Source organism: Undibacterium paludis (assembly GCF_022568815.1).
GTDB lineage: Bacteria > Pseudomonadota > Gammaproteobacteria > Burkholderiales > Burkholderiaceae_D > Undibacterium.
In genome coordinates this window covers 274,463-287,864 of record NZ_JAKZHX010000010.1, presented here as the reverse complement: position 1 = coordinate 287,864, position 13,402 = coordinate 274,463, and the positions used below count along the sequence as shown (strand labels likewise).

General features: G+C 49.9%; 15 protein-coding genes. 10 read left to right on the top strand and 5 right to left on the bottom strand.

Features of this window, described 5'->3' with window-relative positions; genetic code table 11:
* Nucleotides 1-192: 192 nt before the first annotated feature.
* Nucleotides 193-1,584: an MFS transporter gene (locus LZ463_RS18555; protein WP_241457303.1), complete on the top strand. Its 1,392-nt coding sequence runs from the start codon at nucleotides 193-195 to the stop codon at nucleotides 1,582-1,584.
* A 66-nt stretch (nucleotides 1,585-1,650) separates the two neighbouring features.
* Here the strand turns inward: LZ463_RS18555 and LZ463_RS18550 are convergent, their stop codons facing one another.
* On the bottom strand, nucleotides 1,651-2,574 hold the full coding sequence (locus LZ463_RS18550; RefSeq protein WP_241457302.1) for a prolipoprotein diacylglyceryl transferase: 924 nt from the start codon (nucleotides 2,572-2,574) through the stop codon (nucleotides 1,651-1,653).
* A 99-nt stretch (nucleotides 2,575-2,673) separates the two neighbouring features.
* Nucleotides 2,674-3,357: a M949_RS01915 family surface polysaccharide biosynthesis protein gene (locus LZ463_RS18545; RefSeq protein ID WP_241457301.1), complete on the bottom strand. Its 684-nt coding sequence runs from the start codon at nucleotides 3,355-3,357 to the stop codon at nucleotides 2,674-2,676.
* A 232-nt stretch (nucleotides 3,358-3,589) separates the two neighbouring features.
* Here LZ463_RS18545 and LZ463_RS18540 point away from each other — a divergent pair, with 232 nt between their 5' ends.
* Nucleotides 3,590-4,390 (top strand): substrate-binding periplasmic protein, encoded by an 801-nt coding sequence (locus LZ463_RS18540; RefSeq protein ID WP_241457300.1) that lies wholly within the window; start codon nucleotides 3,590-3,592, stop codon nucleotides 4,388-4,390.
* Between the two features lie 47 nt (nucleotides 4,391-4,437).
* Here the strand turns inward: LZ463_RS18540 and LZ463_RS18535 are convergent, their stop codons facing one another.
* Both LZ463_RS18535 and LZ463_RS18530 read right to left on the bottom strand, forming a co-directional pair.
* The gene (locus LZ463_RS18535) at nucleotides 4,438-6,057 is read right to left on the bottom strand and encodes an ATP-binding protein (RefSeq protein WP_241457299.1); all 1,620 of its coding nucleotides are present in this window, start codon (nucleotides 6,055-6,057) and stop codon (nucleotides 4,438-4,440) included.
* Between the two features lie 46 nt (nucleotides 6,058-6,103).
* Entirely contained in the window at nucleotides 6,104-7,084 is a 981-nt protein-coding gene (locus tag LZ463_RS18530) for a substrate-binding domain-containing protein (protein ID WP_241457298.1), read from the bottom strand.
* A gap of 366 nt (nucleotides 7,085-7,450) precedes the next feature.
* On the opposite strand from LZ463_RS18530, the gene LZ463_RS18525 reads away from it, so the two are divergent.
* From LZ463_RS18525 to LZ463_RS18495, 7 genes are all read left to right on the top strand, one after another.
* On the top strand, nucleotides 7,451-7,960 hold the full coding sequence (locus tag LZ463_RS18525; RefSeq protein ID WP_241457297.1) for a GNAT family N-acetyltransferase: 510 nt from the start codon (nucleotides 7,451-7,453) through the stop codon (nucleotides 7,958-7,960).
* Complete coding sequence (locus tag LZ463_RS18520) at nucleotides 7,957-8,418, top strand: hypothetical protein (protein ID WP_241457296.1); 462 nt, start codon at nucleotides 7,957-7,959, stop codon at nucleotides 8,416-8,418. Before LZ463_RS18525 ends, LZ463_RS18520 begins: the two co-directional genes overlap by 4 nt.
* Nucleotides 8,419-8,569: 151 nt before the next feature.
* Entirely contained in the window at nucleotides 8,570-8,785 is a 216-nt protein-coding gene (locus tag LZ463_RS18515; protein WP_241457295.1) for a hypothetical protein, read from the top strand.
* Between the two features lie 826 nt (nucleotides 8,786-9,611).
* Nucleotides 9,612-10,562, top strand: coding sequence for a carbonic anhydrase family protein (locus LZ463_RS18510; RefSeq protein ID WP_241457294.1), 951 nt, complete (start codon nucleotides 9,612-9,614; stop codon nucleotides 10,560-10,562).
* 490 nt (nucleotides 10,563-11,052) lie between these two features.
* Nucleotides 11,053-11,658, top strand: coding sequence for a hypothetical protein (locus LZ463_RS18505; protein ID WP_241457293.1), 606 nt, complete (start codon nucleotides 11,053-11,055; stop codon nucleotides 11,656-11,658).
* Complete coding sequence (locus LZ463_RS18500) at nucleotides 11,609-11,902, top strand: hypothetical protein (RefSeq protein WP_241457292.1); 294 nt, start codon at nucleotides 11,609-11,611, stop codon at nucleotides 11,900-11,902. Before LZ463_RS18505 ends, LZ463_RS18500 begins: the two co-directional genes overlap by 50 nt.
* 142 nt (nucleotides 11,903-12,044) lie before the next feature.
* Entirely contained in the window at nucleotides 12,045-12,260 is a 216-nt protein-coding gene (locus tag LZ463_RS18495; RefSeq protein WP_241457291.1) for a hypothetical protein, read from the top strand.
* Nucleotides 12,261-12,316: 56 nt separating this feature from the next.
* Here LZ463_RS18495 and LZ463_RS18490 read toward each other — a convergent pair whose 3' ends face one another.
* Nucleotides 12,317-12,958: a Rossmann-fold NAD(P)-binding domain-containing protein gene (locus tag LZ463_RS18490; RefSeq protein ID WP_241457290.1), complete on the bottom strand. Its 642-nt coding sequence runs from the start codon at nucleotides 12,956-12,958 to the stop codon at nucleotides 12,317-12,319.
* On the opposite strand from LZ463_RS18490, the gene LZ463_RS18485 reads away from it, so the two are divergent.
* Entirely contained in the window at nucleotides 12,957-13,214 is a 258-nt protein-coding gene (locus tag LZ463_RS18485) for a hypothetical protein (RefSeq protein ID WP_241457289.1), read from the top strand. The two genes, LZ463_RS18490 and LZ463_RS18485, sit on opposite strands and share 2 nt — an antisense overlap.
* Nucleotides 13,215-13,402: the final 188 nt, after the last annotated feature.

Sequence of the window (13,402 nt, the reverse complement as noted above, 5' to 3'; positions counted from 1 at the left end):
TACCAGAAAAGGAAAGCATAAGCGCAGTCGGCGACAAGCGCTGAATTTCTCAAAAAATGACCTCTATGATAATCTCATGTTGTATGACGTCATATAACATAGTATAGTTTTAGATATATTTGAAGCTTATCGCTATTGCTCCAATTGCAATAGCGTAAACGCTAGCGAAAAACTATATGAACCGGGGACAGGATGGACGCACAGGCATTGATAGCAGGCAGTCAAAACAGTCAGAAACGCACGGGGACCCGCTGGGGTATCTTGCTGATTTTATTTATCGTAACGACCATTAACTATGCTGACCGTGCATCCATCTCCATCGCCGGGCCAGAGTTAAGCAAGAGTCTGGGTTTGTCGTCGGTACAGATGGGGTTTATCTTTTCGGCATTTGCCTGGTCTTATGTGCTGGCGCAAATTCCAGGTGGATGGCTGCTGGACAGGTATGGTTCCAAGATCACTTACTTTTTCAGTATCTTCATGTGGTCACTGTTTACCATGCTCATGGGGCTGGTAGGGTTCTTGTCAGGAGCGTTGGCGATTGCGGTGCTGTTTGCGTTGCGCCTGCTGGTCGGTGCGGCAGAGGCCCCCTCGTTTCCTGGTAACAGCCGTATTGCGTCTGCCTGGTTCCCTGTCAGTGAGCGTGGGCTGGCAGCGGCGATCTTCAATTCTGCACAATATTTTGCGACCGTGATTTTTGCCCCCTTCATGGGCTGGATAGTCCATCAATGGGGATGGCCCAGCGTATTCTATGTCATGGGAGCGCTCGGTATCATGATGTCTGTGGTCTGGAAGTTCAGACTGCACGACCCGCAAACACACCCGCGCATCAATGCTGCAGAACTCCAGTATTTAAAAGATGGCGGGGCCTTGATCGATCTTGAAAACGCGCATCAGGTCAAAAAGGCGGAGCAGCTCGATACAGCGTCCATCATCAAACAATTGCTGTCCAACCGCATGTTGCTGGGTGTGTATATCGGCCAGTATTGCATCAATACCCTGACGTATTTTTTCCTGACCTGGTTCCCGGTATACCTGGTTTCTGAACGGCACATGACTATCCTCAAGGCGGGCTTCGTTGCTGCCATACCCGCCATCGCAGGTTTTATTGGCGGAGTACTCGGCGGTATCATTTCTGACCGCATGATCAAATCTGGCGTGTCTTTATCCAGGGCCAGAAAAACACCTATCGTCATCGGCCTGCTCATGGCGATGAGTATGATCTTTTGCAATTACATCAGCGCGGATGCAATCGTCATTGCGACCATGTCACTGGCCTTTTTTGGCAAGGGCATAGGCGCTCTCGGTTGGGCGGTGGTATCTGACACAGCACCAAAAGAAGCGGGAGGTTTGAGCGGCGCGTTGTTCAATACTTTCGGTAATGTCGCAGGCATCACCACGCCCATCGTCATAGGCTATATCCTGCAAGCCACAGGTTCATTTGCTGGCGCCCTGGTTTTTGTAGCTGGCAATGCTGCTATTGCTATCTTTTGCTATGTGTTTATTGTTGGTGATATCAAGCGTATGGAGTTTAAACCTGTCAAAGGCGAAGGAAAAGAAACAAACCTCGTGGTCAGCAAACAGTGAAATGCATAACCCAGACAAACCTGGACTGTATGCCGATGAAAAATGGGTGTTGATAGATAAGTCTGGCTAATTCGCCATTGCGCCTGACACAGGTGTTGCTGTCGAGCGCTTGCGCAACATCAGCATACCGGCAAGCCCAGCGACAATCAGGACGCCGGAGATGAATTCTGCCTGCGTCGCATGGATACCAAGGACATCGAATACAGGATTGATGCGGATTTTTTCTATCAGCAATCGTTCTATACCAGCCAGCAGCATATACATGGAAAATAACCATCCGGCCTGGAATCGATTTTTCCTGAAAACCCATAACAAGGCAAAGCAAACCAGGCTCATTAAAACTTCATACATGGGTGTGGGGTAGACACCCGGCGCTGCAATGACGGCGCCGACGATATTGTTATCATAGGTTTGAGCCCATGCCCACAGGGGTAACCAGTCTGGTTTGAGTGTCAGGTTTGCCACGCTGCCCCAGTCCCCATCACCAGATACCTGGCAACCGATGCGGCCTATCGCATAGCCCAGCATCATCGCTGGTGCTGCTGCATCCAGGGCTGGGCGCAAAGCAAGTCGCCACCGCCTGACACAGTACAGGCCGGTCAGCGTACCGGCGATCAGCCCACCAAAAATACTCAGGCCGGATGTGGTGAATATCATCGCCATTGGGTTGATCATAAACTCGTCGGTATGTTCAAGTATATGAAATAACCTGGCACCAGCGATACCCGCCAGCATGACCACAAAGCTGAGGTCGGCGACGATTTCTTGTGGCTGCACGTCCATAACAGTACTGGCGCCATTCTCATTTTTTCTCTTCATTCTGGCTGTGCCGATCTGCCCGTTACTGTGCTTGCGCTGTAATTCACGCTTGAGCGCGTAGGCAGCAACCAGCATGGCGATGCCAACGAAGAGGCCAAACATGGGTATAGGCAGCGGCAGCGAAATGCCAAACAGACTGCGTACTACATCTGTCAAATAAGGAAAGGCCATGTGCGTCTTTAGTCAAAAGATAATTTTTTATCTTAACATGGGGGAGCTCACCAGTTATTTCTGTATTGATTTTTAAGTGAGGCTTATGGATGGCAGCAGCTAATTTCCCTGCGATTTTCTCGGCATGAATTTATAGCTATTATCAAACCCGTACAAATCACCTTTGTACATCGCTTCCATCTTCTTTATCAGATTCTTTTGCACTGAGGCCGGCAGGGCAAAGAAATTTTCTGTCGCCGTGGTCTGCCGTTGGCCGTCAAGCTTGCCCGTCACGGCGCGGATGACGACCTTGCTGCCCTTGTAGAACATCACGATCTTGATGCGGCCAGAGAAGGCGTCACGATCGACGAGCCCGTCATCACCCTTGTTATAGAAGCGATAGACGATGACTGCCCCCACGTTGCCGTCCTTGTCGATGTCGCTGGTATCGGTCAGCCTGCTCCAGAATTCCATGCCTGCTTCTTCTGCGCTGGCCTTGTCGCGTATGCTGGCAATATTGCTCAGGGATTTGTCTGCCTCTATCTTCAGCAGATGGGCTTCTATGGCGCTTGACAGTGTTTCTGTTCCATATTTCAGGTCCTGCTTTTCGGTCAGGTAAAGCACATAGCTGCCGGATTGATCGCTGTAGCAGTAATGCTTGAATAGCGGCAGCGTTACCCTGGCTTTTTGCAGGGTATCGGGGGCGGACATCCAGGCCTCAGTCTCGCATGTGCCAGGTGGATTCTTGCCTTGTCCCCAGGCCAGGACGGGTAGTGCAAGGAGTAAAACGATCAAAGACTTCATATCGTTGCCTGTCTGATTACAAAATACAAAAGGGGGCTTAGCATAGCAAAAAGTATGAGGTGACGATTGAAATCTTGATGTTTGTTACAAGTCAAGGCTTGTTCAATGTGAGCGACATGGGAATGGCATTTAACAAAAGTACACACATGCTGATGGCAATCTGTCGGACACTGTTATAGTCCACCAAACATCACTGTTCAGAAATGTCAGTTGGAAAAATGAGCAAGAGACCATGATGTTGCGCATCAAATTACTGCTGTTGCTGAATTGCTGCCTGTTTGCGCAACAAGTACTGTCTCAGGATAAACCAGCCTGTCTGTCACACCCTATCCGTTACGGTGTATTTGATTCCGGTTATTACTACCATGACGGCAAGGGCATGGATGTCGACATTGCCAACGAGCTTTACACCAGGACAGGCTGCCGTTTTGAAGTCATTGTCCTGCCTATTGCCCGACAGTGGTTTGCCATGCGTAATGGTGAACTGGACATGATTGCAACAGCAGTGCGCACGCCGGAAAGAGAGGGCATGGCCTATTTTTTCAGCATGCACTATGCGACACCCTTTCTGATTTCGCTGGCGATGCTGCCGCCAGACATTCAGAGCATGGAAGGCCTGCTGAAAAGCCCGGACTTCACAGTTGGCGTGCAGAGAAAAGTTGATCATGGCCCTTATCTTGAATCCATCATTGCCCAGTTTCGCAAACAAAACCGTCTGATCGAAGCCACTGACACCAGGGCGCTGGTGCGTATGCTCAATGCCAACCGCTTCATGGTGGCCTTGTCCTACCCTATGTCTTATCGGGCGACGGCTGAGCAGATGGGGCTGGCGAACCGCCTGCAAACCTATGACCTGAGCCTGCCGCAGACGGGCGAATTCAGCAGTCTGGCGCTCTCAAAAAAAACCTTTGACCCTGTCGAGGCGGGCAAATGGCATGAGCTGATCAGGGACATGCACAGGGATGGTACGGTCAAATCCATCCTGGGCAAGTACCTGCCGCCTTCAGAGTCCCCCCGTGCCGTAATGGAATAACAAAAGGGAAATGCAGCCAGCCAGCCCGGAAGCTTCACTGAAGGCATTTACTGAATGCAACTGAGCGGCAGCAACAATTCAAAACGTGTTCCGACACCTGGTTTGCTGTTGACATGTATCGTACCCTGCAGGATAGAGTGCACAATATTGTAGACGATGTGCAGACCAAGGCCAGAACCGCCTCGGCCAAGCTTGGTCGTAAAGAAAGGATCAAATATCCGTGGCAGGTTTTCCGGTGTGATGCCGCAACCATCATCTTCCACGGCGAGCAGCACGGAACTGTTGCCCTCAACTCTGGCTGAGATGTGAATGTGGCCCTCGGTTCGCTCTTCAAAACCATGTACCAGCACATTATTGATCAGATTGCTGATGACCTGCCCCAATGGACCGGGATAACTGTCCATGGCAATCAAGGGGCTGATATCGATACTCAGTTCAAAACGCGTCTTTTTGAATATGGGCTGCATCATCAGCACGATTTCCTGCACGATATCAGACAGCAGGAAATGCCTGGCCTGTGAAGTCTCACGATCAACCGCCACCTGTTTGAAGCTAAGTACCAGCTCACTGCTGCGTCGCAAATTGCGCAACAGGATCTCGCTGCCCTGTTTGACTTCACTGATGTATTTATCCAGGTTTGAACGCTTCAGGGTGTTGGCCCGTGCATCTTCTGACAGGCTCTCTGTCATGTCAACCAGACTGCTTGCCATCATCACGCTATTGCCTATCGGTGTATTCAATTCATGCGCCACGCCGGCCACGAGCGAACCGAGCGCTGCCATTTTTTCGCTGGCGACCAGTTCATTCTGGGTGCGTTTAAGCGTGTCGACGGTCGCCTCCAGCTCCATATTGGTCATCTCCAGTGTTTCTGTGCGTTCTATCAGACTGTCGCGCATGGTGCGCATGACATAGAGGAGACTGGATTCGTCCCCTTTGTTGAGCCTGATTTCAGAGAGCAGGTCACCTTCGGCGATGCGCCTGGCAATGGCGGTGGCATAGTCTGGCTCGCCACCCAGTTGTCGCAACAGTGAACGGGTCAGCCAGACAGTCACAATGATGCTGAGCACAACTGCAGTAGCAGCCAGGGCCAGCATCCATTGCCTGGCAGACAGATAGGATGTGGCGATCTTCTCACTGGCCTCTGCCATCGATGCACTTTGCAGGCGATTGAGCTTGCGCAAGGCATTAAAGTATTGAATCTGGTAAGGATGCAAATCAACCAGCAGCAGGTTCTTGGCTTCCCCCATGTGCTGGTCGGTCACCAGCTCGACAAAGTCTTCCTGATTAACAATGTAAGCTGAATGAATCACGTCAATTTCATGCAGGATTTCCTTGCCTTCCGCGTCATGGATACTGTCTTTGAGATGAGCGAGCGACTGCGCCATACTGAACTTGGCGGTATTGATGTCCTGTAGTTGTTCGCGGATTTGTTGCGCATCGTTGAGGAACAGGGTATTGCGCATTGCCCGCGCAATACTCTCCAGATCATTGATGACCTCGTTGACCAGCTGAGTCTTGGCGTAACGGTCTTTCAGGGCGCTGCTTGTGTTTTTTTGCAGTTCTGACAGCATGGAAAGGCCGGACAGGCTGACCAGTATCAATAGCATGATCACCAGGCCATAACTGAGTGCAAGACGCTGGCCCAGTTTCAAACGGCGACTGCGCATGGTTGTCAGGTTTCAGTTGGACATGAGGTCATCAGGCTGACGGGGCCTATTTCGCCTCATTCCCGAACACAGTTTTATTTGCAGTCGGTAACAGTTCGATAATATTTTTATTGGTCGCGATCAGGATGGGGACGATGATCTGTTTGGGTGGCGTTTGCCCAGCCAGGCGCGAGAACAGGGCTTCTGCCGCCTTGGTGCCTATCAGGTAAGGCTGCTGCATGCCGACAGCGACGATGGTGCCGCTTTTCAGGTGATCGATAAATTCAGGGATGCCATCAAAAGACCCGACCAGGACCTCGCCGGTTTTATGCTTGTCCTTGAGCGCAGCCAGGGCGCCCAGCGTAGGTTTGTCGACCTCAATGAACAGGCCGCGCAGCTTGGGGTTTTCTTTCAGGATGTCGCTGACAAAGGCGTAGGTCTCTTCTATCGTATAGGTCTGCATTTGCCGCAAGGCGACTTCTTTGGTAAAGCCGGCCTCTTTCATCGCATCCCTGAAACCATTGGTCCGGTCCTGCCCGTTCTTGCGTGACAAAGAAATCGTGCACAAGGCAAATGCTTCATTGACCCAGCCCTTTTCTTTCATGGCAGCGGCCAGGGCGACGCCGACACCATAGGCGCCCTTATAATTATCGGCCTTGACGTAAGACACAAAGTCACCGCCATTCGTGCCGATGTCGGCAATCACCACCGGCACTTTGGCCTGGCTGGCCAGGGCCAGTACGGCCGTGGCCGACTTGCTGTCAGTGGGCGAAATGACAATGCCCGCTGCTCCTTTGGCAATTGCCGTCTTGACATGAGCCATCTGCTTGTCGTCATCATTGGTACTGTCCATGACTTCATAACGATAGGCATTCGATTCCACAACAGACTTGACGCCGCTGCCCAGGGTGCGCCAGAACGGCAGGTCAAGACCGGGGGTAATGTAGACGATCAGTTTTTCAGTTGCATGCGCCGGGCTGCTGAGAACAAGGGCCATCATCAGTTGCGGGAACAGGTAGCGCCAGAACCATATGAATTTGTTTCTCACGTCTTTTCCCCTTTACACAGGTTGGGACTGATGCACAACAAAAATGAAGGAAGCGATGCCTGCCTGCAGACCAGAATAGCAAAGAATGATCAAAAAACGAAGATAATCTATGTGATCTGTGCAAGCCTGAAGACAGGAGATGAGTCAAGAGAGTAGGCTGGGGAATGATTCCATCAACCAATGAGAATCATCTTGCAGCGCAATATCCCCGTTGCAGCTTGCGTCGCCCTGAAGGCCATGTTGGCGTCCATGTATCGAAGCAATCGCACCTGTCGCTTCAGGCAAAGCAGATACCTTACTATTGGCGGCACGGCGCATCTGTCGTAAGCTGGCGACAGATCACGACAGAAAGTGAATGACGCCAGCATGACTGAAAACCATATCACCATTCGCCGCCTGGGTGCGGCAGACTTTGAAGACTATCGCCACATCCGCCTTGAAGCCCTGAAAACAGCGCCTGAAGCATTCGGCTCCACCTATCTGGTTGAATCACAGCGCAGCGATGAAGAATTCTTCGCCAGACTGTCGTCCACCATCGTCCATCTTGCCTATGTCAATGGCAGCGTGGCCGGCATGGTTGGCCTCAAATGCGAGACTGGCCTGAAAGACAGCCACAAGGGTTTTATCTGGGGCATGTACGTACAGCCGGAACACCGCCACCTTGGACTGGGTGCTGCCCTGCTCACGCAGGCGCTGGAAGTCGCCGCAGGCCTGGTCGAACAGGTCACCCTGAGCGCCGTCAAGGACAACCTCGCCGCAGTACGCCTGTACCAGAAACTGGGTTTTGACATCTACGGGACCGAGCCACGCTCATTGAAAAGTGAGGGTGTGTATGTTGATGAAGTACTGATGGTGAAGTTTTTGCGTGAAACATGAACTTCAAAATCCAACATGAAAGCAGGGCAATGCGATACTGGTTCTATGTTTTTGTAGTGGCCGTCATAGCGGGAAAAATCTTTCTTGCGACACAGAGAATCGAAGGCGTCATTGTGAAACAGACGATTTCCGCGAACAAGGGCTACGTGATGAAAGCTGACGCATCGCCTGCCACAAGAAAGGGCAACCCGATTCATAGCATAACGACGCGTGCTGAGAATCCGGCAAAAACCCGGCTATCAGAGGAGCAGGTCAAATCGATTGCCAGGGCAGCATTGGAAAAAAAGCACATGGTGTTTAGCGATTTTCATGATCCGGTTGTGGAATTTGAACCAATTGATAAAGATCACAAATGGCAGATTTTTTTTCGTGATAAATCGATGACTGTCGATGGCGATGTCATGATCTTGATCGACGACCTGACTGGCGAGGTCCGGTTTGTTCCAGCTGGTGGGTGACAGGGAACATAGCAGCCATACGCGATAGCGGCGGTCAGCATGAGCGATGAAAGTCATGACATTTGTCACAAAATACTGCTTACAGTTGCTACTGATGCAGACGACCTGCCTTCCTTATACTGAAGTCTCAATCAACCAAGGAAAGACTGCCATGTCTGATATGCTCGCTTACTCACAAATCGTTCCCCTCGGTGCATTTTGTGTTGCCATCGCCTATTCTGTTTGCCATGCCTGGATCAAGACCAGCCAGCAGGAAACGGACCTGCAATACCGTACCATGGAACATCAGGAAAAGATGAAAGCCATGGAACTGGAAATCGCCAGGAACAATGCAACTGCCGCCGAGAGAAAAACACAGCAAGCCTGAGTCAGTCTACCGCAGCCCATGTCATGCAGTAGCGGCGTCAGCCGCAAAGCGCCACATACGCATCTGTCCAATGACACCAATAGCGTATGCGACGCTCTCATGATCGCGGCCCGAGTAAGTACGATTAGTGGAACATAATCGTACTTACCTGCGCTTGCTATCGATGGCCCCAGGCTCACGAAATTGAACCGCCACGACATAGCTACCAGCTATCCAGGAAAAGAGCCAAACTAAGCCGGGTATCAGCGCGATCATTAATTGATCCCGATGGTTAAACACACCGTTGTCTGAGTTTAATAAAGTGTAAGTTACCATTGCTATCCAGCCGGTCGAAGCAATGAACGCAGTCAGGTACCAGAGATACTGGCCCCAGAGTTTTCGTTTGAATAGACCTGCAGATCCGGCGAAGCACATTATTACAGCAATTGACCATATCCAGTTTGATGTGGATATAAGCCAGTAACTAATGCTCGTAGCTAAGACGAACAAGTATAGCGCGAGGATATTGATTATCATTTTACACACTGAATTTGAGCAATCAGATTTTAGCGTAGTTATCTACCGGTTCAGTGAAAGTTCCGAGCCATGTCGACAAAAGATGACGCTCGCCGCTTCAGAATGAATTCAGGACGGCGCCTGTTCGTGCTGTATCCATAAAGCCGCATCAGGCAATAAATTTTTTGCAATATTTACGAACCTGGCCTATATTGTAAAATATTTAATTGTAAATAATGCAATTAAATGTTTTTATTCGCTATACTGCGTCTGCGTTTTTTCAGTCTGCGGTTGGCCCAACTTCCATAGACGAATGAGGCAGGCAATGTTCATGAACAGGAAAAAACTGACAAACACCCGGCGTTTGATACTGATGCTGGCCTTGTTATCCGGCTTGGGCGGTTGCGCAGGCAATCAGCCAGAATCGTCCACACAGTCGACGTCAAAGCCTGCATCGGGTATAGAATCACAAAAAACAATGCCCGCCAGCACGGCCTCAGACAGTTCTGCAGGGCAGTGCCACGACTGGAAATATCCCGAACTGTCAGGCACCACCAACAACTGGGTCAAAGACGGCTGCGCCAAATGCGCCGCCAGCGTACCAAACCAGTCGCCTATCGTGCTGGACCCGACTACAGCCAATGGACGCAGCGCATTTGCCCTCCCCACCAACCTGAGCGACTACAGTTATACGGTTAGCCTGGTGCGCAGGGATGACCACAACAACTACGCCTTTGCAGTCAGCCGCAGCGGTGACAGACCACTGACGGTGATGTCTTCCAACTGGGGAAGACCGATGACATTGAAGCTGGAAGAGTTCCATTTCCACGTCCCGGCAGAACATGTCGTTGTCGGCCAGCCTGTTTCCATGCTGGAGATGCATGTCAAAGCACCTGTTATCGGCAGTGTCCCGCAGCTGACAGCTGTATTCGCCATCCAATTTGCCATAGGACCAGAAACAGGCGCCCCTTACAACGTACTTCAGCCAGTGGCAGAAAGCATGGCAGGGAAATCACTCGCACAGGTTAAGCCATTCGAACTGGGCAGCCTGATCGTACCGTTCCTGACGCAATCGCAATTCCAGTACTACGGCTCACTGACCACCCCTACCTGTGATGCACCGGTATTCTTTTTTGTACTCCGCGAACCCGTACGTATCAACTCCGCCGACTGGAAATCCATCGCCAATAGCCTGACAGCATTGAACGGTGTCTCCAACGCCCGCCCGATACAGGCGCGGCCTTTGACGATGCCGTCGAGTGTTGCGATTGTGGGGCGTTGAGCGGGGGATAGGGGATTGGGCGTTGGGACAGCAGGTTGGTACGATTAGTGAAACGTAATCTTATTAAGGAACCTCTGATTAAGTCCAACAGATCATTAGAAAGGCATTGATTTTTCGAGGATTAATTTCGCGATTTTGGACTCATTCAGAAGTTCCTTAATGTTGACTCTTTAGAGACGCATCGACGGAAGATGATGTTCGCGATAACAAAATGAATTCAGGCTGATAAAGCAGCAACCCGCAAAATACGCTTCACTAGATGTATTTAGTGTCATATTGGAGAGACCTATTGCTGCTTGAGCGCTTTACATGTGTACGATTACACTAAGCATACCTATACATGTTAATGGGCATGACAAAGCAGAGAGTTAAATATTATTAATTGTGCAATTGAACGGACTTTGATGCTGAAATCTCTTTATAGTTAGTGTTGATGTCGCATCATGCTTTTATAAAGTGATACTAGAGTTTATTTGATTCAAGGCAATTTATGAATAATATTAAATCGTTTGTCGATTGGTTATTTGTTTCCGTATTAGGTCGGCTCTTGGTAATAACAAGCGTACTAATTGGACTGTTTACTCTTTATACAAACTTCTATCCTGATAAAGCTCAAGTAAAGGCAATGTGCCAATCTTTCGATTATGTCGCCATTCCGAAAGATCTTTTTAATACTGAAATTCTTGCCCCTAATAGTGGTGCTACGGATTCTAAATCTGGCGCGAAGGAAGTTAAAAAAAATAATATCCAAAAAGTTGAGCCGGCTGAAGAACTGAAGAAGTTTCGTAAAACGGTTACAGATTTACTTATGGAAATTCCATCTGAACGTCCTAGTTCTGTTTTGCATTGTTTCGTTACTAATTCTGGTACACAAGAGGCAAAAGATGTTGTGTTAGACACTCCTGACGATATAGTTGCCGTTAAGTTAAACGAAGAGGTTCAACACAGTGATAAAAAAGCAAAAAAATCAATTAATTTAGGGGTTATACGTCCAAAAGGAAAAATTAATCTGATGGTGTGGACAGGGGCGTCATATTTAAGTAAAGATGACGAAGAATATACTTTGTCTTTTTCTGGGGGGGAAAGGGTATTTTGAAACCCCGTTTCTTGCATATGGTTGGGTTGCGACAGTAGCAAAGATAGCTAAGGCTATAGACCGAAATCCCATATTAATGATTGTTATTTTTGTAATTTTTATCCTAATGGGTAAATCTATACTTGATGGAATAAAGTTCGATAGACGAATTAAATCCCAAATTGAATCAAAATCTGAGTTGGCTAAGACTGAAATTTCGAATGCAGTTAATGACCCAATGAACAAACAAGATTGGCGTGACTGACATGTCCAGTAAGCTCAAGTCTCTTAAGCCAAAGTCAAAGAAAGTCATGACATTTGTCACAAAATACTGCTTACAATTGCTACTGATGTAGACAGCTTGCTTTCCCTATACTGAAGTCTCAATCAACCAAGGAAAGACTGCCATGTCTGATATGCTCGCTTACTCTCAAATCGTTCCCCTGGGTGCATTTTGTGTTGCCATTGCTTATGCTGTGTGTCATGCATGGATCAAGACCAGTCAGCAGGATGTCGACCTGCAACTGCGCACCATGGAACATCAGGAGAGGATGAAAGCCATGGAGTTGGATATTTCCAGGAACAATGCAGCTGCGTCTGCTCAGAAAAATCTGCTGACCTGAAGCAGCTTGCCCTGCGCTTGATCAGCTTGCCTGCGACGGGCGCATGTGATGTTTCGCTATCGCATGTCGCCCGACAACAGAATTTGCCTGCCCTTTGCACGCGGCACTGACCAGAGCAGTGCCCTGGCGACATCGGTGGCTTCGATGGGTTTGTAATTGGCAGGGAAGAGGAAACCCAGCACTTTGCCAAGTTTTGCCGCCCAGATTTCGCCTGGTCTGACTGCTTGTCCCAAAGCCTGTCTGTCACCGATCAGCATGGATGGACGGGCGAAGACCACTGCTTCAAATGGCATTTGCGCCAGTGCAGATTCGACTTCCCCTTTGACGCGGCTGTAGAACACGCTTGAGCGGGGATTGGCGCCCATGGCGCTGACAAGGCCGATTTTTTTGACGCCTGCAGCCAGCGCCGCAACGGCCACCGCCAGATTGGCGTCGTGGTCCACGGCCCTGAAGGCGGCCTGGCTGCCAGCCGTCTTGATGGTTGTTCCCAATGCCAGGTACAGTTCATCCGCTGCTGGCAAGGCGGGCAGGGCGGTGAAGTCGACCAGGTGCGCCATCAATTTGGAATGTTCGATTGCTGGCTTTTTGCGACCAAGAACATGTATCGCAGACACGGTGCTGTCAGCCAGCAGTCCCTCAAGAATCTGGCGGCCGACCAGGCCGGTGGCTCCTGCCAGAATGACGATTCGGTCAGGCATGAAAACGCTCCTTTCGTGTGGCAATACTGAAGTTGGCTTGCATGGGCTATCGACAGCAAGTCTCCTGTCCCTTGATTATTGGCAGCTTTTTTTCTATATTAAGCGAATATCTATTCGTTTTCAAGTGCAAAGGTTTGAGGCTGATGCGGGCGATGTGCTGCGCCTTCTGATGTTCTGTCTGGCAGGGGTAAGCAAACAGGCTGGCGCAACATTGCACCGGACGGTTTTTGCTTCGGCGATGCCTGTATATCAATGAGGACGATACACCTAAAACCGTCATTCCCGCGTGCTTTTAGCGGGAACCTATCGTTGATCAACCTGCGCAGACGTAAGAAGGACACGGCTGATCAAGCATAGATACCCGCCTGCGCGGGTAGGACGAGGGAATGACGGCAAGTTGCAGCCTTTGGGATGTTTTGCGTAAGTGCTGCTTAATTTCTGCAA

What these genes read in the sequence shown, in the direction of transcription:
- LZ463_RS18540 (WP_241457300.1), top strand. Translation starts at nt 3,590, where the DNA reads ATGATGTTGCGCATCAAATTACTGCTGTTGCTGAATTGCTGCCTGTTT.
- LZ463_RS18535 (WP_241457299.1), bottom strand. Translation starts at nt 6,057, where the DNA reads ATGCGCAGTCGCCGTTTGAAACTGGGCCAGCGTCTTGCACTCAGTTAT.
- LZ463_RS18555 (WP_241457303.1), top strand. Translation starts at nt 193, where the DNA reads ATGGACGCACAGGCATTGATAGCAGGCAGTCAAAACAGTCAGAAACGC.
- LZ463_RS18500 (WP_241457292.1), top strand. Translation starts at nt 11,609, where the DNA reads ATGACGAAGAATATACTTTGTCTTTTTCTGGGGGGGAAAGGGTATTTT.
- LZ463_RS18520 (WP_241457296.1), top strand. Translation starts at nt 7,957, where the DNA reads ATGAACTTCAAAATCCAACATGAAAGCAGGGCAATGCGATACTGGTTC.
- LZ463_RS18505 (WP_241457293.1), top strand. Translation starts at nt 11,053, where the DNA reads ATGAATAATATTAAATCGTTTGTCGATTGGTTATTTGTTTCCGTATTA.
- LZ463_RS18510 (WP_241457294.1), top strand. Translation starts at nt 9,612, where the DNA reads ATGAACAGGAAAAAACTGACAAACACCCGGCGTTTGATACTGATGCTG.
- LZ463_RS18490 (WP_241457290.1), bottom strand. Translation starts at nt 12,958, where the DNA reads ATGCCTGACCGAATCGTCATTCTGGCAGGAGCCACCGGCCTGGTCGGC.
- LZ463_RS18495 (WP_241457291.1), top strand. Translation starts at nt 12,045, where the DNA reads ATGTCTGATATGCTCGCTTACTCTCAAATCGTTCCCCTGGGTGCATTT.
- LZ463_RS18545 (WP_241457301.1), bottom strand. Translation starts at nt 3,357, where the DNA reads ATGAAGTCTTTGATCGTTTTACTCCTTGCACTACCCGTCCTGGCCTGG.
- LZ463_RS18525 (WP_241457297.1), top strand. Translation starts at nt 7,451, where the DNA reads ATGACTGAAAACCATATCACCATTCGCCGCCTGGGTGCGGCAGACTTT.
- LZ463_RS18550 (WP_241457302.1), bottom strand. Translation starts at nt 2,574, where the DNA reads ATGGCCTTTCCTTATTTGACAGATGTAGTACGCAGTCTGTTTGGCATT.
- LZ463_RS18485 (WP_241457289.1), top strand. Translation starts at nt 12,957, where the DNA reads ATGAAAACGCTCCTTTCGTGTGGCAATACTGAAGTTGGCTTGCATGGG.
- LZ463_RS18515 (WP_241457295.1), top strand. Translation starts at nt 8,570, where the DNA reads ATGTCTGATATGCTCGCTTACTCACAAATCGTTCCCCTCGGTGCATTT.